Consider the following 17,136-nt stretch of genomic DNA (forward strand, 5'->3'; position numbering starts at 1 on the left):
CAATCCCATTGTATTGAGATGAAAAGCTCATTAAGCAGGACTTGCTTTTGCCTTCATATCAAATGTACCACCCTCTGTAACTGTAACTTCGGACAAGAACCTAATATAAAACTGTCTAGCGTCTCCAATAGGTATAGTTCCAGGAAAAGGTATTTCATCTACAGGTACAAAAGGATTGTTTGATAAACTTAGTTGGACTGTAATACCTGGTTTTACTGTAGGTGGATCGACCCACACCTTCATATCTTTAACAGGAAAATCAGCATTATTCTGCACCCATACTGGATAAGCCTCAGAGGTACTACCCGCTACCAAAGTTCCATATTCTAAATATCGTAAAATATTACCTGCTTCATCAGTATAGTACAGGCCTATTTCATTTCTAAAACCTAAAATCGGAAGTTTTGGTGGGATATGTTTAATTAATACCGGATCTCCTTCTCGATTCTTTTCATCAAATGCCCAAATATTCACGAAGTCGTAGGCACCGTAAGTGGAAGAATGTCGAATTTCTGGTGTATATTTGGCTTCAAGTGTATTATAAGAGCCTGCACTAGTTTTATTTCTATCATAGAAACTATTATCAAGAATCCATTCACCGATGAAATATCCAGAAGATGGAGTTTCCCCATAGGTATGATCCCATGTCCAATACGATAAAGTTGACGCTCTAGCATAGCCTGTGATAATAACTCTAGAAATTGTTACTCCCCATACTCCCGATTGACCTGTTGTATTAGAATTATAATATTGCTCTTTTCTGCAATGAATTCCACCAATAATACCTGAACTGTTAGATGCATTCGCCATATTAGCGTGAACAACACAATCTTGTATCTTGATACTTTGACTTGATTTACTGTAATAGGGGATATAAGGAATATTACCTACAATTCCTCCCATATACCCGGAAACTTGATCAAAGATACCTGATACTGTACATTTTGAAATTAAAGCTGTCCTATTGGTAGTTCCAACAATTCCTCCAAAATATCCACTTTGTTGCTGCATAGGTGCATCGAAAAGACAGTTTTCAATAGTGGTACCATCATTCATAGTGCCCACCATTCCTCCTGACCCGTTTCCATTTCCTCCTTTAGCAAAGACTTTGTAATTAAATGCGTTAAACATCTTTACACTTACATTAAGTAATTTAGAATAACTGGACATTTTCCCTACTACAATTCCTGATTCATTTCCGACTTCCATGTCAACATCGATAATAATAAGATTTTTTATAATAGCATAACTAGATAATTCATAAAATAGCCCAACATTACTAGCTGAACGTCTATATATATAAAGGTTACCTATAGCCTTATTATTCCCATCAAAAGTACCTTCAAAAACATTAGCCCACCAGCCATTATTATAATTACTCATCCCCATTCCAATTGGCAGCCAACCAGAACCCGACTTGGGATAGTTCAATATAATATCATTTTCCATACGAAAATGTTTATCCGCGAAATGACGGACCTGTTCTAAATCAAATTGATTATAAATTAGGAAGGGATCATTTGAAGTACCTTTACCTTTTCTATACTTAATAAACTTCCTATTCTCAGGATATCCTTTATTAACTTTATAATCACCAATATACCAAAAATTCTGATAATCAAACGAGTATGAAGAAGCTTTTTTCATGTCTGCTTCATTAAGTGCATTGCCTCTACCTTTAGCTACTCCGCCTTGTTTCGTAAGATTGTAATAGCAAGTATATATGCTGCTTCCTGAACCTACAAATCCCCCATGACTTGAAGCATTTTTAGCAACTGTTAAATCAGTAACAGAACCTGTTGAGAAACATTGAGATACAGATCCACCATTAACAGTCCCTACAAAACCACCACAGTTATTACCTGAAGACATCACATCAGCATGACTGTAGCTTCTAAAGATACTCCCTGCATTTTGGTAGCCAACTAAACCTCCTGTATGACCAGCAGAGCTCCCCTCATTTTTAACTGTTCCCGAAATTACGGCACAATCTTCAACATCTCCATCAGACTTTCCTACTAAAGCACCAACCATTGATCCGTTGGCTACAATATTTACGTTAACTAATCGAACACGCTTAATAGTTCCCCCGGTTTGTTCACCAAACAAACCAACATTAGATTGGGAACGATTAATATATAAATCTTTAATATCATATCCCGCACCATCATAGTAACCTTTAAAGCTAGTAATTGGAGCAAAACCAGAACCAGTTTGATAACTAGTCATAATAATATCCTTTGTTTGCGTGTAGTAAGCACCTAAGTTACTCCGGACATTATTTAAATCCTTTTCATCCTCAACTATATAGGGACTAGACTGTGTTCCCCCTCCACCAGAAAAATGGTCAACATATATATATGTCTTACCTTTTTCTTTTACAAAGTATGGTCTTTCTTGATTCTTTTCTGTCTTTTGTTCAATAAAGACAATTAAAGGATTTCCATCTTCGTCCGGATCAGTAGCAATAAATACTTTGTCGTAGTCATCTTGTGGTAAAATAATAACGCCACTTGTTTCAGATGCCCCGTCTACCCAAGTAAATTCCCTCGGCAAAACAATACCTGCTTCAGAGATTAAATTAGATAAATCGCGAACTCGTTCACGACTTCGTACAGAAATACCTTTCGGATCATCTGTATCTAAAATAATTTCACTGTCCAGATGAACTTCTTGAAATGTTGAATATACTAGATTTAAATCTTCATCACTTACTACATTTTCAATATCACACCATTCATTTTCTACTAAGATTTGAACTGGTATATTAAATGTTTTTAAGTGAACTTTCTTATCTATAACTTCTATTGTGTAGTTTCGAATCGTTTCAGTATCTTTTACTACACTCCCATCCATGTTATAAGATGTACCATAAAGGGTATTTAGAAGTTGTTCTCTTGTTAACTTTATTGAATGATCCAATTCAATTCACCACCTATATTAGGTTCAAGAGGCGCTTTAGTTTCAAAAGCTACTCGTCCATTTTTTACTATAATCAATTTTCCATCTAATTTCTGATCAGCTACCATTCGTATATTAATCATGGCAGGTTGGTTAAGTGGAAGTTTTACAATGGGTTTAAAATGAAAGTTAATACCCTCTACATTAATATTCGTTTTATAACCCAAGCTGTAATGAGTGATGCGATTCGATAGCATTCCGTTTCCCTGATAACCAGCCACAAGTCCTGATGCTTCTGCATCTTTAAATGTGATAATATCGTTAATGTCATACTTAAAATCACCATTTAAAGGTATAGTTTTTCCATCAAACTCATAAAAGAACTGAATGCGATGACCTGCTATACTGAAAATACCATCACGTTCAAAATAAATTTTATTACCATGACCAATTAACCCGAATCGGAAAAGCTTATTTCTATCAATCTTATAAAAGCTATTCTCTTCTTTTGTATTAAAATCAAATTCTGGGAGATGAGTACCGTCAGGATACTCAGCCACCCAGATAAAATCCTGTGCCACAGGAGAATGTGTATATTTATCATTTTGTAAAATCAATTTGCTTCCCCCTACCTCATTGCATTGAAGTAACTATTTTTTATACGTACTGATATGCAACACGTGTTAAGAATGCTACGTTTCCTGCTGTCGCGTTACCTGGAACATTGGCACGAAGGATAACTTCTGCATAGTTACCTTTTGCACTAGTTTTATTACCATCATTTTTAACACCTAAAATTTCATTTGCATTTGGAGAAAACGTACCATCAGTATTCGTTGAATTTCCTCCTGCTTGGATTGGATGAGTAGAATTACCTCCAATAGGTGTACGACCAGTTTCAGCTGCCGATGCAACAGTCACCTCAACCCATTTATTTGTTACTAACTCACCCGTATTACCACCTGCACTATCTTTTGTCGTAATAGTACAGTTTGTCATAGTAGATAAATCTGTTGTTCCCGCAAAGTTATTCCAAATTAATACTCCAAAATCAGAGGAAGGTGTTCCTGCATCAATGGTCCCAATATTCCAAGACGGTACAGCTCCTGAGTTGTCTTGTTTTCTCCAATTCACTTGTGGTGCTGGCATATAAATGACCTCCTAATTTTTATTTACACTTTAATTATCGCTACATCTCTTTATAAAGTTGTGATGAATTATTTATTATTCTTCGAGAGCTAATTCAACTACCAACTCTACAGTAATATCCTTTACGCCCTTACCTACCTCTTTGATATTGATTCTAAAGTGATCATCACGATTAACAGCTAGTTGTGACGGTTTAAAAGAATATGGTGTAGAGGACGTACGATTAGATTTGCTCTTCCCATCAATAACAAGTTCATCAGCAAGAATGCTATGCCAAATAGGTGTTGTATCATATGAATTTTGACTGCATCTTTCAATGTCGATACACGTTTTTGATTCTCCCATTGTGCCGCACGTTACATACGCATCAATTAACTCTCCCTCATAAGGGAAACGTAATTCTGTACGAACAATACCTACTTGTACAATAGATGGCACAACAAATACCATCACTTTATCGTCAAGCTTCCGTATACGCCTGTTATTGAGATGTGCTCTATTGTAAGCAATAAAATCCATAAATTTATCCTCCTTATAAATCGAGGTATGCACTGTCATTATAAGAACTTTCCATTGGAAATTAACAAAGGGATAGACTTAGCTATCCCCTCGTACTGTTGTCTTTAATAGTCTTCTAGTTGCAGGATCATATGAAAATTCCCTTGTAACCTGTTGAGATAGACTTCCAAGACCATCTGTATAATATACAGTCTCTGTTTTCAATTCACCCTTGACCATAGGTGCCTCGTTCTCATAATACGTAAACTCTCGAATAATAGTATGATCTCCCGTGATAATTTCACGAATAATTTGACCTCTTTCATTATATTCATAGTCTATATCTACACTTGAATTTCCACCGTACACCAATTCTAACTGGCGTTGTATTTCATCTAAACGTGCATCTAACGAAATATGAGGTTTATCACTCTCTCTGAATTGCCGAGCATCATATATTTCCTTTTGTAAGTCATAAAATTGCGTTCCACTAATAGTAGCTTGCCCCCTACTACAATATTGGTTTTTATAGACTTCTATGTACACCTCATCACCAATTTGTAGCTGTATAGAACGCTCTTCATTTTTTGAACCTACACCTAAATGGATGTGATAATCATCCAGCTCAATATAATCAACTCCGCTTAGTAAACGCCGGCCATTATAATACACTTTTAATAGCCCTTTATTTGGTTCATAAGTATGACCAACTGGTAAAATAGGATTTGATGTACCATATGTTTTCACGAAATCCTGATCAACAACGTGTAATATTTCATCCCAATCTTTTGTGATAGGACTATATCTATGGAGCTTCATTCTTGTTCCCATTTAGCCACCCCTTATTCGTTTCTTATTTCCAAGAAGAAGTGTGAAGGTCTCATCTGTTGTTTTATTTTTTCAGGATCGGTTGTATCGACCCTAGCAATTCTCACCCAAAAATCCTTTGATTCTCCTTCATGTAACGTTCCGATACGTATTGTTGTATCTTCATATTGATTAGGAGTACCGTTGTTGTCTGTGGCAAGATCACACCATTCCCAGCCAAACTCTTTTTTATAAACAGCAATCTGAATTTCAATATTCTCTGCTACATTTCCCGAAGTATCGTTTAAGACAGTCAATTTTTGTTCAATTATGTCACTTTTCAGTGCACCTAAATGTGTAGCTTTTGTTTCACTTAACTCTTGGCCTTTCCATTTTACTTTTAAATTTGTACCTCTTAAAAACAGATCGCCGCCGTACATTTCAGCATATTCTTTTTGTTCATCTATTAAAACATACTCACCTGTCTCATTCTTATCGTAAACTCTAATTTTCCCCTTAAAAGGAATGGTAGGTAATTCGATGTCTATACCTGAATATCCATCTGGAACTATTTGAGTAGTTACAACATTTCTTTCATAATCAATTAACTCAACTTTATAAAAACTATTTAAATTACCAACACTAATATTTGTACCCTTACATAAGATAACCCTTTCTACAATAAGGGGTGTATACCCATCTCTTGGCGTCCCTTTTAATACAACTCCAGCCATAGCTGGATCGATACAAATTGTTGAGTCAAATAGCTCCCACGCATTTCCTCGCTCTGCAAAAAAGGTCCACAGATTTTGTTTTTTTACTGTTCTCCAAATATTATAGGTATTCTCATGAATGCTATCTTCACTTTCCAAAAACTCAACTTTCTCAAGAGCATTCTTCCAAATAACGAGACCACCTTCATCTCCCAAATATTTTGGTGTATAGTTCGAATGCACTTGTAGTAACAATTCATCTTCATTTTGAGGAAGAGAAAAAAGAGCATTTGTACTTCTATCAGTAGAGTTGTGTTTAAGTACTAATTGTTTATCAGAATCACTGTACGTATAAGAGTCAGTAGGGGATACGATCCAACGTGAATCAAGTGTTTCGAAATTATCGTCAAAAATAAGTCCAGTCTGAACCCTATGAATGCTCAATAGTAACTTCCTCCTATCGCGTCTTCTTAATATTCCAACCATTCCATGCAGGGAATGGTTTACCCATAATGAGCCATACTTTATCCTTTTCTTTTTCATCCCATGGCTTATCTGGTTCAAGTAAGCCTATACCTGTATCATCTTCATCAATTACATTCATTTCATGCTGTCTTTCAATATTTAAATCCACTTCATTTTCTATAGAAATTATATTTGAATTCGAATGCATTCCCTCATCAATTCCATCAATAAATCCATAATTCCCTTTATTAATATTTAACAATTCCTCATCTTCTATAGACATTGTATTTGATATTAATTTTTTCGTTGTAGTTTCACTATCTATTGTGATATTTGAAGCAGAATTAATGTTTATCTGTTCTTCTTCATCCAGTATCATTATAGTTTCATTACTTGAACTTCCCTTTTCTTCTTGGAAAATCCTTATTTTCTTCTTATTTACCTGTTCTGTTTGCATTTCATCTTCTATTGTCATTTTTCTATTTTTACGTAATATTGTTTTATCAAATTGTTCTTCGATAACATCTAAGAATACATTACATTCTGCTAAGGTACTTTCTTCTACCTCTGTATCTACATGAATTCCCGAAATTGCCATTTCATTATTGTTTATAATTGAATCTGTTTCTTGACTATTACTCGCAAAATCATAGTGATTTATAGTAGTTTCGAAATTACTTTCTGAACCTGCAAACTCTATTTCTTCTAATGTTGTTTCTCTATCATTACCACTATTTACGAATTCAATTGCTGCAATATCCACTTCATTTGATGCATGGTGATCTGCTAAATTCGCATCTATAACTACAGTGTCTATAGTTGCACCCATTTCACCTTTAATAGTAGGATCAATAATTGACTCATAAGTATCTCCCAAACTCATAAGAGCCCCATCAGTAACTACAACTCCAATTTCATTTGTTTGATTACCTGAAACTGTATCTTCAATGGTAGCATCCTTTTCTTTCCCTATATTGGTTAGTACTTGATTGTTCATTTCAATATCAAATATGTTAAACAGATGAGCTAAATGTTTTCTTTCTACTGCAACGTGGATTTCACTTCTACTTAATGCGCTTTCTACATCTTGTATCATTGTTTCATATTCTTTATGAATAATTAATGGTTCTACCTCTTCTATTAACGTTTCATAAGTCTCTCCTACTATACCTTCTGATACATAATCCAATAGAATACCATTGTCTTTTTCAGCCATATTTGACATTGTATTTTCCTTATAGACAACACTATCAATTATCCCATCAGATTTTGCTGTACTTAGATTAATGAGGTAATTTTCCTCTTCACGAAGATTTTGAAATGCTCTATCGTCACTTTGCATATACACTTCTAGCGTTTCTTCCAGATTCATATCTAGTAATTTATCGACGTGTAATTCTTCTTCGCGTTCAATTTGGTCTGCTATCTCACCATTTTGCACATACGTTTCTAGTGTTTTTTCAAGATTCATGCTTAGCGTTTTATCGACATGCAGTTCTTCTTCACGTTGTAATTGGTCTAATCTATCCATACTTTGCACATGCATTTCTAACGTTTCTTCCAGATTCATGCCTAACAATTTCTCTACTGTTGTTTCTTCTTCGCGTTCGATTTGTTCTGCTATCTCACCACTTTGCACATACGTTTCTAGTGTTTTCTCCAAATTCATACTTAGTGGTTTATCGACATGTAGTTCTTCTTCACATTGTAATTGATCCAATCTATCCATACTTTGCACATGCATTTCTAGCATTTCTTCCAGATTCATGCCTAACAGTTTTTCTACAGCTGTTTCTTCTTCGTATTCAATTTGTTCTGCTATCTCACCACTTTGCGCATACGTTTCTAACGTTTTTTCAAAATTAGTGCTTAGTAGCTTCTCGACATGTAGTTCTTCTTCGTTCATTCGTTTTGCTTTATTAATATTTTGTACATACGTCTCTAGCGTTTCTTTTCTAATTTCATTTTGTTCTGCCATATTACCGCTTTGCACATACGTTTCTAATATCTTTTCATGCTTCGAACTAACTAACTTCTCAATATATACCTGTTCTTTATGATCAGTTTGATTCGCTCTACTACTATCTAATAAATACAAGTCTCTTGTATTATCTAGAACAGCATCAATTAGATATATTTCATTGAGCTCTTCTTCTCGTTCTGCAAGCGCTGCTGAATCGTTATTTTGAATATAGGTTTCAACTATATTTTCTAATTCCAATCCAATTAGATTATCAACATGAGCTTTTTCTTCTTTCTGTATATCATCTGCTATCATGTTGGTTGATACATCAGTATTCAATACCTTTTCACTTTTAGCATCTAAAAAATTCACTAAATTTATTTCTTCTTCTTGTTTCAATTGATTTACTACATTACTATCTTGAATATAAGATTCAAATATCTTTTCAAGTTTTGAATTGATTAGTGTGTCTTGCTGAATTTCCATGTTCTTTTCGGGTTTATTTACTACACTTTGTTCTTCTACATAAAGTTCTAAATTCTTCTCTATCTCCCCAAAATCTCCATAGTCATTCGAAATATCAACTACGATTTCTCTTTGATTACTTAAGGTAGTTGTTGAAATAAATGTGTCAAATTCTTTATCTAGATGATACTTAATTTCATTTTCTATAGTTATCTCATAATCAGCTACACTATTTTTAACAGAAATATTTTGTTCAATTTTTGTTTCATTTGTTTTTTTCTTTTCACTCTTTTTTACTACATGTGTAACCACTACATCTTCACATTGTTCCAACACACTTGAAGAAAAACCATCTATTTTAGCGTCCTTTAATAAAGAGTGAGTTTGCATTGTATTTAACTCGTTAAGTTCAACATCTATCATATCCTCATTGCTAAAGGCCTGTTCTGTAGCTATTAATTCCCCTTTAAAAGCAAAACGATTAGCACCATTCTCTAAATTATTCAAATGGCCATTTTGAATCTGGAATGTTTCACCGGAATTTATAACAATCTTTTCACCAACTTGGTAATTTCTATCTCCACTAAGTAGATTTAACTTTTCTGCTTCACGAATAAATTCTGTGCTATCCAATAAAGTAGTAACATTCGCTTGATAATGACTACTAAAATTACTATTTAATACTGAATCTTCAAATCCATACTTAAATGATTTGCTTTGTGTTTTTTCCATATCCAGTGACTCAGAACCAGAATGGTAAACCTGACCTAATTCGAATCCTGATAAATTATTTTGAACATTTTTATACTTATCTGCAATGATAAATTTCTCACTATTCTTCGTATACTGATAAGATTTACTATCTTCCATTCTATGAATTAGCTGTTTTACAGACTTGAAAGAGGTACTACCAATGTACTGACTAAAATCATTCAAAGTATAATTCACATTTGCCCTTGGTACTGTCATTGAATCTACTCTTACGTCTGAAATATTCTTACCTGCACCTAAACCCTGAATAATTACATCATGTACGTTCCGTGTTTCATCTAATGAAGCTTTCTGATTCATTAATCTATAGACTTCACTCGCTTCACTTAATGCAGCTATATGAGACACACCCTCGTAAATTTTAGGTTCAATATACGCCTCATATACATCAAATGGGACTAATCCATATAAATGATAATTCCCCCTACTATCCTGAGAAACGTTTCCTTCTAATGCAATTAAAGATCCTGTTTCAGTATTTGCAACCTTACTTGATAACAGCTTATTTCCATTACTCATTTCATGCTTTTGTAGAAAACCTAAAATTCCTTTATAGGATTCACCTATATCTCCTAAATTCAGAACGCCTTGAATCGGTGTATCTTTTCCTTTTAATATTCCTTCATCAGGATAACTTGTAAAAATAACTTTAAAGTTCTCAATCTTATTGGGCTCTTTCCCAAATTCACTTAATTTGTTACCCTTATCCAATTGGCTATAGAGAGCATCCCAAACCACTTTTAAATAATTAGCTTTTGCTATTTCTACAACTTTCTCGCCATATTGTAAGGTTAGTAATCTTTCTCCCGTATTAATTTGCCCACTTTTAAATAATACATCTGCTAATTCTTTTACTTGATTATGACCAAAACTCGGTAATAACTCGAGTAGTTCTAAACTAATATTTTCTCCAATTAACTCTTTCAAAAATCCGAAATCATAAGAATTCCTTTCACTATAAACCCTCTTATTACTACTTTTATATTCAAATGGAGTTTCTGTATGAATCATCGACTTTTTACTAGATTTCAAGTCATATTTGTTTAGTTTCTTAACTAGATTTGTATTAATTTGACTAATAACTTCTCCAAAATAAGCGTAAAAATCCTTATTCTCTGTTATTTCTATTAAATCCCCTTGTCGTGCACTTTTATCCCCTCTAGTTAATGCTTCTCCTACCTCCGCTATATAAATAAGACTACCTTTTTCTAAATTTAAATTGGAGCCTTCAAATATAGTTTTGTAATCAGCTAATACAGAGTGCATCGCACCAGCCGCTCGTTTCACTTTTGTACCCATTTTCATATCATCTAAAGCTAACGCACTATACCTATTCCAAGGATCAAAAGCCAATGGGACAACATCTAGATTAGGTACATTTTGATGACGATTGAACCTGAATACATATCCCTTTTTATTATAAAAAAGGGTAGTGAAACTGAGTAAATAATGCTTACTGTTACTCATTTTCCACCACCCACCTTTCGACAAAGTAAGACTTGCACCGTAGTATTCGGTACAAGTCATGACTTAGTTGCGGTTATTATAAATTTTCTTTTAAGAAACCAAGTCCAATAGGAGCATATGGAGTCATGTTCGCTAAACGGAAAGGTGTTCTAGGTGTATCTGCTAAAGTGTAACGATATGTTTGGGCGTAATTATAAGAAACAATTACTTCTACCCTATCTTTTGGAGCATCACCCAAAATTAATCGTTTGGTAGAACCATCTACTGTAAATTTCCCAGCAGCTGGAGGTGTATCTGCTTTATATTCAACATAATTCGCTTTAGTTAACGTATTACATCCAGTTGAACTTACTAAGCGAACTTCAAATTCATCATCGATTGTAGGTCTATGGAATAAATGAAACTCTTTGATTGCTCCATCTCCTGTACCTACTTGCTCGTTTTCAGATCGTTCTTTTACTTCTAGTTCATCTAATTGTGAGATATTTTTTGGATGAATTGCATAAACTTCATCTAGTCTACCCACATAACCATCAGAAGGATGAACAATATACATTGGCGAAATGTGATATTTATTAGAATATACAGACGGATTAAAACGAGACTCATGGCTTGGATCTACGTCAGCATCATGAGTAATAAATGCTAAGTAATGTTTTTGATACATTGCCCCGCCAACAGTTCGCTGTACAAGTACAGAACTATTACCATTAGATGTATTTACACCATAGTCAACTACACTACGTCCTAATTTCATGCCCGCTTTATATTGAATCTCATCATCAGAACGAGCTCCACCAATAATTACATTATTCATTCGAGGAGTCTTACCAATTGTCGATAGACGTCCAATATATAATGGTGCAAAGAACGTACTTTCAGGATCCGGCGCAGGATCTAAACGGAAGTAAGAAACGATACGGTCCTTTGTAATATTTCCCCAATAATAAACTTGAGAATCTCGTCCCCATCCTAAACCGATATCATTTTGCGGAATAAACGATACGGCTGTTGGTAATGAAGGATAAACAAAGCGAACTGCATCATAAGCGGCCCCCATAAGTTCTGTTGGAACTTGCGGATTAAACTTATTTACTTCAATATCTCCATAACTACCGTTTGCATCTTTTACATATTCTAATTCATAGTCAGCGAATAATGCTAACGGCTCAGTTCCTCCCGAAAACGTTACTGTACCGGCCTCATGGTCCACAGTATAATCAGCGGAATCAAGGGGTACTGTTCCAGTTAATTTATCATAGAACTTATATGAATTCTCGCGGATACGTTGGTTCCCTTTCTTCATTTTAAAGCTAAATACTCCACCTTTTTTGTCTTCTAGCTCAGCCAAGTCAGGGCGTTCAGAACGTAAAATAAATCGAGTAGGGATAAATCCTTCAAACGTAAAGAACCATAAGCGTTTTACTAGATCTGGAGCATTATCTGTAAGCGAGTATGTAGAAAGAACCTTACCTACTTGACTATCATTGAATGTTACAGTCCCTTTCTCTCCATCTATTAAATACTTTGTTGTAGCTTGGTCAATCATTGAACCATCTTCACGATATAAAATTACACTAGAAGGAATAACTGGTTTAACCATAAATTCAAATACTGTCTTTGTTTTTTTGGCCCCACTAGGAGTTACATCCTTCATTTCACCTAAAAATGTATCTTTTGAAATTACAGGTTCCTCTCCAAGCTTTCTCACATTTCCACCATAACCTGTGGTGAATCCAAAGTAGCGATGTTGTTTATCGCTACCTTTCGATTCAAATAGAAAAGTTTCAGCAAAAGTTTTTCGGTATGGATCCTTCTTTCCATTTGCATCTGTTAAAGGCGATACCGCACGGTATTTCCCTAAAGTACTCCATCCTCCCGCATTAAACAACTTCTCTAAATCTAAAGGTAGAAGTTGCACGGACAAATCTACATCGAAAAATCCATCTGTATTAATTAATGACATATTGGTCACCCCTTCTATATTTATTAAGAAACCTCTATAGGTGTTGCAGTAATACCTACAGATTCGTTACCGGCTGAATCCACCGTAGTAATTTTGATCTCAGGTTTAAACCCTGTGTTTAATCCCATTAATCTGTAATAAGTTGTTCCAGTAATTCCAGTAGCATAGATCTTACCATCTAAGTAGATATTGACATGCTTTAAATCCTTATCTGTAGGAAGTTCAAATTCTACATCAATAGTCTGTGATATTGGACTTAATACTTTAGTAATCTTCACTTCTCCTGGAGGAGTTTTATCATTCTTAATGTCGTGAGGAACTTCATTTGGATTAAAGTCCTCAGAATAAATCCCCAAACCTACAGGACGGAAAGGTGTAACAGGTAGCTTCGTTAGAGGAGATACCGCACCTATACTATGTGGTTTATACATTTCATAAACTTTTTCCGGACAGTTTTGTTTTGCAACACGTAAGTTCGTTGCACTCATTCCTTGTGAGTTAAAACCAATTGCTTTATCTAAATACCCCCTCACACCCTCTTCAGGATGAACTACATAAATTCGAGAGGAGTGTACTTTATCTGAGTATCGGGAAGTATTAAATTGATATTTATAATTGTTAGTTTTTTCAACAGGATTATATGCTCTCGGATATTTCTTACCAATTTCATCTACTCTATTTGGTGGTAGCTGGTTCGGAGGTGCGTTCCATGAGAGATAGTGAGCCTGATAACGTGCACCAAATCTTGAACGGGAAACCATTACAGAATCTACACCATTTGAAGAATGATGTGGATACAATTTAAGTAAAGGATAAATTGTTTCGCCAACAGTTGCGCCAGGATCATCAAAATCAAATAAAGATACTACATCTTCATTCTTCACTCGTTTGCTAGCGTTGTTAGTCGATAGACGAGCAATTGTCGCACCAGTGTCCCAATAAGGTGCACGCATGAATGTTCCTAGTTGCGCACGTTCAACAGTTAAATAGTTACCTTTTTTCTCAATTAGTTTAACTACCTCTGTACCATTAATCGTTAACAACGCTGGTGCCTCAGGTAATTTCGTTGCATCATTGACATAAAGGATTGTATCTCCAGGCATAATTTTCCGCCAAGAAAATGTAGTTTCTTTTCTAGTTGAATCCACACGCTTTACAGGTGGAATAGTTCCTGAAAATAATGCATAGCCTTCATCTTTATCTCCATCTAGAGAATTTACTTTACCGAAATATAGCGGTATAGTCGGAACCAAATTCTTCTCCCAAACAGGGGCTGTATCAGCTTGAAGAACTAGGAAAAATGTTGTGCTATCAATATGACCTTTGACACGAACTTCTGAATCTGTCCACCAGTTCGTATGCCATAAAGGATCGTTTATATGCTCTAAAAATTCAGCGCGCAATGTAGTCTTAACAATTGGTGACTGCATTACACGAGGATCAGCTTTTTCAATTACCGCTTCTTGCATATCAGTATCCCAACGTGTTTCTAACACTTCAATATCTAGTGCTGAACGTATTACATGGAAAGGAGAAGCTGATAATAATTTTTCTTCATAAATTAAGTCTTCTGGATCGTAGTCTCTATCTTCTACATGGTAGTTTCCTTCAAAATACTCATACCACCACTTAGACCAGTCATCTCTATCCCTATCTCTGTCTTGCTCAAAGGATGTACCACCCATACCTGGCATAGTAACGATAGAAACAATACCATCTTCTTTAACAAGATTAGAGTTTGGTAACTTCTCTAACATATAGAAATACAAGTTTGTTCTTGTTGTATTATCTACATACTTTTGTTTAATCCATTCATCCCAAGTAGGCTTCATTTTAAAGTTAGGATCATTAGGATCGGTATCATCGTGAGGTCTACGAATAGGCTGTTTTTTTTCATACTTGTACTTAAGAGGGAATTGGCTAATTGTCGCAAAACCTAGCAATTTCCCATCTGCATTTCTAAAAATGGTATGTCTTGCAATTGCATAATTGACTTGATCCGTTCGGCGATTGTACGCCCTAGTATCTACCGCAGCTTTATAAAAGTTCCTCACTAACGTCCAACCGTTATCAATTAACATTTGTGCAAATACGTCCTGCAAGTTATCTTCTTCAAACTTAGAGGGATAATCCTGAGGAGTTGAATCAATATATGGCATCTCATCACCCACTTAATCATTTTATTTTAATAATAGGTTAATTAGTTTTATAAATAGCAATTCTTCTATGTCATGTATATTATAGGTAGGTACCTTTCTTTCATAACATGTAAGTTGCATTACTACATTACGTTCACAGATACTTCAATACCTGCAGATTCATTACCTTTCATGTCTACAGAAACTAGTTTAATTTTTACACCATTTCCTTTTGTCACATTTTTAATAGTATATGATTCTACTTCAGTGACACCTGTTGCATACTTCATACCATTTACGAAGATGTTAACCGTTGAGAGCTCCATATCATTCGGATTTGTCCAAGTAAGTAATACAGTTCCTTCTTGTGGATTTGTAGCTTTTAGGTTAGAAACATTAACTAGAGTCTTATTCGCTGCTGGTTTCTTAGAAGTATTTAGTGCTTCTTTGTACAACCCTAATCCCATTGGTCGAAATTGTGTGGATGGTCGCTTCGTTAGTGGTGAAATTGCACTAACTGGGACACACTGATATACATCAAAAACCTTTTCTGGACAACTCTCTTGACGAATTCTTAATTCACTAGATCCCATATTAATTGAATTAAATCCTACAGAGTTCTTTAAATATCCTCTTACTCCTTCTTCTGGATGAATCAGATAAATAAATGAAGTTTGTACTTTATCCGAATAACGTGAAGGATTGAATTGATAATTATTAATTCGTTCCCATGCTCGTGGGTATTGTTTATTACCTACTTCAGATACACGCTTAGGAGGCATATCTTGTGCAGGTGCATTCCAAGACAAGTAATAACTTTGATAACGAGAACCTAATTTAGTACGACTCACCATTACAGAGTCAACACCATTAGATGGATTAGAAGGATATTTTTTCAGGACAGGCATAATTTGACGCCCACCTTTAATCTTAATATCATCAAAGTTATAAGCAGCAACGCCATTTGTATCAGTACCTTTTGGAACAGTTCCTGCGAATAATGCGATAGCAGGATCACCTTCATCTATTGCTTCAATATCGCCAAAGTAAATCGGTACAATAGGTACGACATTATTTTCCCACATTGGTGTATTATCCGTTTGGATAATTAAGAAAAGACTATTACTGTCAATATGTCCTTTAATATTAATTTCCGAATCAACCCACCAATTTGTATGCATATAAGGGTAATCAATATTTTCAAGTAATGGTGAACGTAGAGATGACTCTACAATAGGCGACTGCATCACAACAGGATTCGCTTGTTTTACAAATTCTGAACCAGCACTTGTAGATTTAAAATCAATTTGTGTAACTTCAATATCTAAAGCCATTTGAAGTCGTTTTTCATCTGCACTAGATCCCGTTCCCCATGGGGTAAATAATTTATCTCCCTCTTTTACATCTGGTAATTTTTCCAACATATAAAAATAAAGAGATGTATTTACTTTTCTTTTTTCAAATTCTTTGGCCATATAGTTAATAAGGGCCTCTTTTTCAGTAGCTGTTGATTTAAAAGCATTGTAATATGGAATCCCTTTATCATGAGCAGTAAACTCCTTCCAATCTGCAACTACAGCAAAACCAAACAAATCACCTCGTGCATTACGTAGAATAATATGATTGGCAACTGTAAATTTTTCATCATGCCTTCCTTCTAAAGGATGATCTGTAACATAATAAGACCCTGTTACAGCTTTTTTAAACTCTACTACTTTGGTCCAGCCGTGTTTAATCAGTAAATCCATAAAACCGTGTTGTAAGTTACCTTCACGAACCTTATAAGGGGAAAGTGCAGGTGTGCTATCAATATACGGCATTTCTACACCTCTC

General features: G+C 34.9%; 10 protein-coding genes. All 10 read right to left on the minus strand.

Translation table 11 applies throughout. The features are described from left to right. Nucleotides 1–30: 30 nt before the first annotated feature. Nucleotides 31–2,922 carry a halomucin gene (locus ACZDYH_RS18305; protein WP_474886869.1) on the minus strand — a complete coding sequence of 964 codons (2,892 nt, stop codon included), beginning with the start codon at nt 2,920–2,922 and terminating at the stop codon, nt 31–33. Next, nucleotides 2,907–3,518: a hypothetical protein gene (locus ACZDYH_RS18310; RefSeq protein WP_434714663.1), complete on the minus strand. Its 612-nt coding sequence runs from the start codon at nt 3,516–3,518 to the stop codon at nt 2,907–2,909. Before ACZDYH_RS18310 ends, ACZDYH_RS18305 begins: the two co-directional genes overlap by 16 nt. A 40-nt stretch (nt 3,519–3,558) precedes the next feature. After that, the gene (locus ACZDYH_RS18315) at nt 3,559–4,050 is read right to left on the minus strand and encodes a hypothetical protein (protein WP_001111327.1); all 492 of its coding nucleotides are present in this window, start codon (nt 4,048–4,050) and stop codon (nt 3,559–3,561) included. Nucleotides 4,051–4,125: 75 nt separating this feature from the next. Then, nucleotides 4,126–4,569 carry a hypothetical protein gene (locus ACZDYH_RS18320; RefSeq protein ID WP_434714665.1) on the minus strand — a complete coding sequence of 148 codons (444 nt, stop codon included), beginning with the start codon at nt 4,567–4,569 and terminating at the stop codon, nt 4,126–4,128. A gap of 78 nt (nt 4,570–4,647) precedes the next feature. Beyond that, the gene (locus ACZDYH_RS18325; RefSeq protein WP_006916873.1) at nt 4,648–5,379 is read right to left on the minus strand and encodes a hypothetical protein; all 732 of its coding nucleotides are present in this window, start codon (nt 5,377–5,379) and stop codon (nt 4,648–4,650) included. 11 nt (nt 5,380–5,390) lie between these two features. After that, nucleotides 5,391–6,512 carry a hypothetical protein gene (locus ACZDYH_RS18330; RefSeq protein ID WP_098392534.1) on the minus strand — a complete coding sequence of 374 codons (1,122 nt, stop codon included), beginning with the start codon at nt 6,510–6,512 and terminating at the stop codon, nt 5,391–5,393. A gap of 13 nt (nt 6,513–6,525) precedes the next feature. Next, nucleotides 6,526–11,199: a hypothetical protein gene (locus ACZDYH_RS18335; protein ID WP_474886872.1), complete on the minus strand. Its 4,674-nt coding sequence runs from the start codon at nt 11,197–11,199 to the stop codon at nt 6,526–6,528. Nucleotides 11,200–11,275: 76 nt separating this feature from the next. Continuing rightward, a complete protein-coding gene (locus ACZDYH_RS18340; protein ID WP_087948146.1) occupies nt 11,276–13,165 on the minus strand; it encodes a hypothetical protein in 1,890 nt (629 codons plus the stop codon). A 23-nt stretch (nt 13,166–13,188) separates the two neighbouring features. After that, nucleotides 13,189–15,324, minus strand: coding sequence for a hypothetical protein (locus ACZDYH_RS18345; protein WP_474886873.1), 2,136 nt, complete (start codon nt 15,322–15,324; stop codon nt 13,189–13,191). A gap of 122 nt (nt 15,325–15,446) precedes the next feature. Further along, nucleotides 15,447–17,123 (minus strand): hypothetical protein, encoded by a 1,677-nt coding sequence (locus tag ACZDYH_RS18350; RefSeq protein WP_001146340.1) that lies wholly within the window; start codon nt 17,121–17,123, stop codon nt 15,447–15,449. Nucleotides 17,124–17,136 lie beyond the last annotated feature (13 nt).

The organism is Bacillus sp. EB V-12, from assembly GCF_056158125.1.

Coding starts and splice junctions, on each gene's coding strand:
- ACZDYH_RS18320 (WP_434714665.1), bottom strand. CDS start 4,569: ATGGATTTTATTGCTTACAATAGAGCACATCTCAATAACAGGCGTATA.
- ACZDYH_RS18335 (WP_474886872.1), bottom strand. CDS start 11,199: ATGAGTAACAGTAAGCATTATTTACTCAGTTTCACTACCCTTTTTTAT.
- ACZDYH_RS18315 (WP_001111327.1), bottom strand. CDS start 4,050: ATGCCAGCACCACAAGTGAATTGGAGAAAACAAGACAACTCAGGAGCT.
- ACZDYH_RS18325 (WP_006916873.1), bottom strand. CDS start 5,379: ATGGGAACAAGAATGAAGCTCCATAGATATAGTCCTATCACAAAAGAT.
- ACZDYH_RS18350 (WP_001146340.1), bottom strand. CDS start 17,123: ATGCCGTATATTGATAGCACACCTGCACTTTCCCCTTATAAGGTTCGT.
- ACZDYH_RS18340 (WP_087948146.1), bottom strand. CDS start 13,165: ATGTCATTAATTAATACAGATGGATTTTTCGATGTAGATTTGTCCGTG.
- ACZDYH_RS18345 (WP_474886873.1), bottom strand. CDS start 15,324: ATGCCATATATTGATTCAACTCCTCAGGATTATCCCTCTAAGTTTGAA.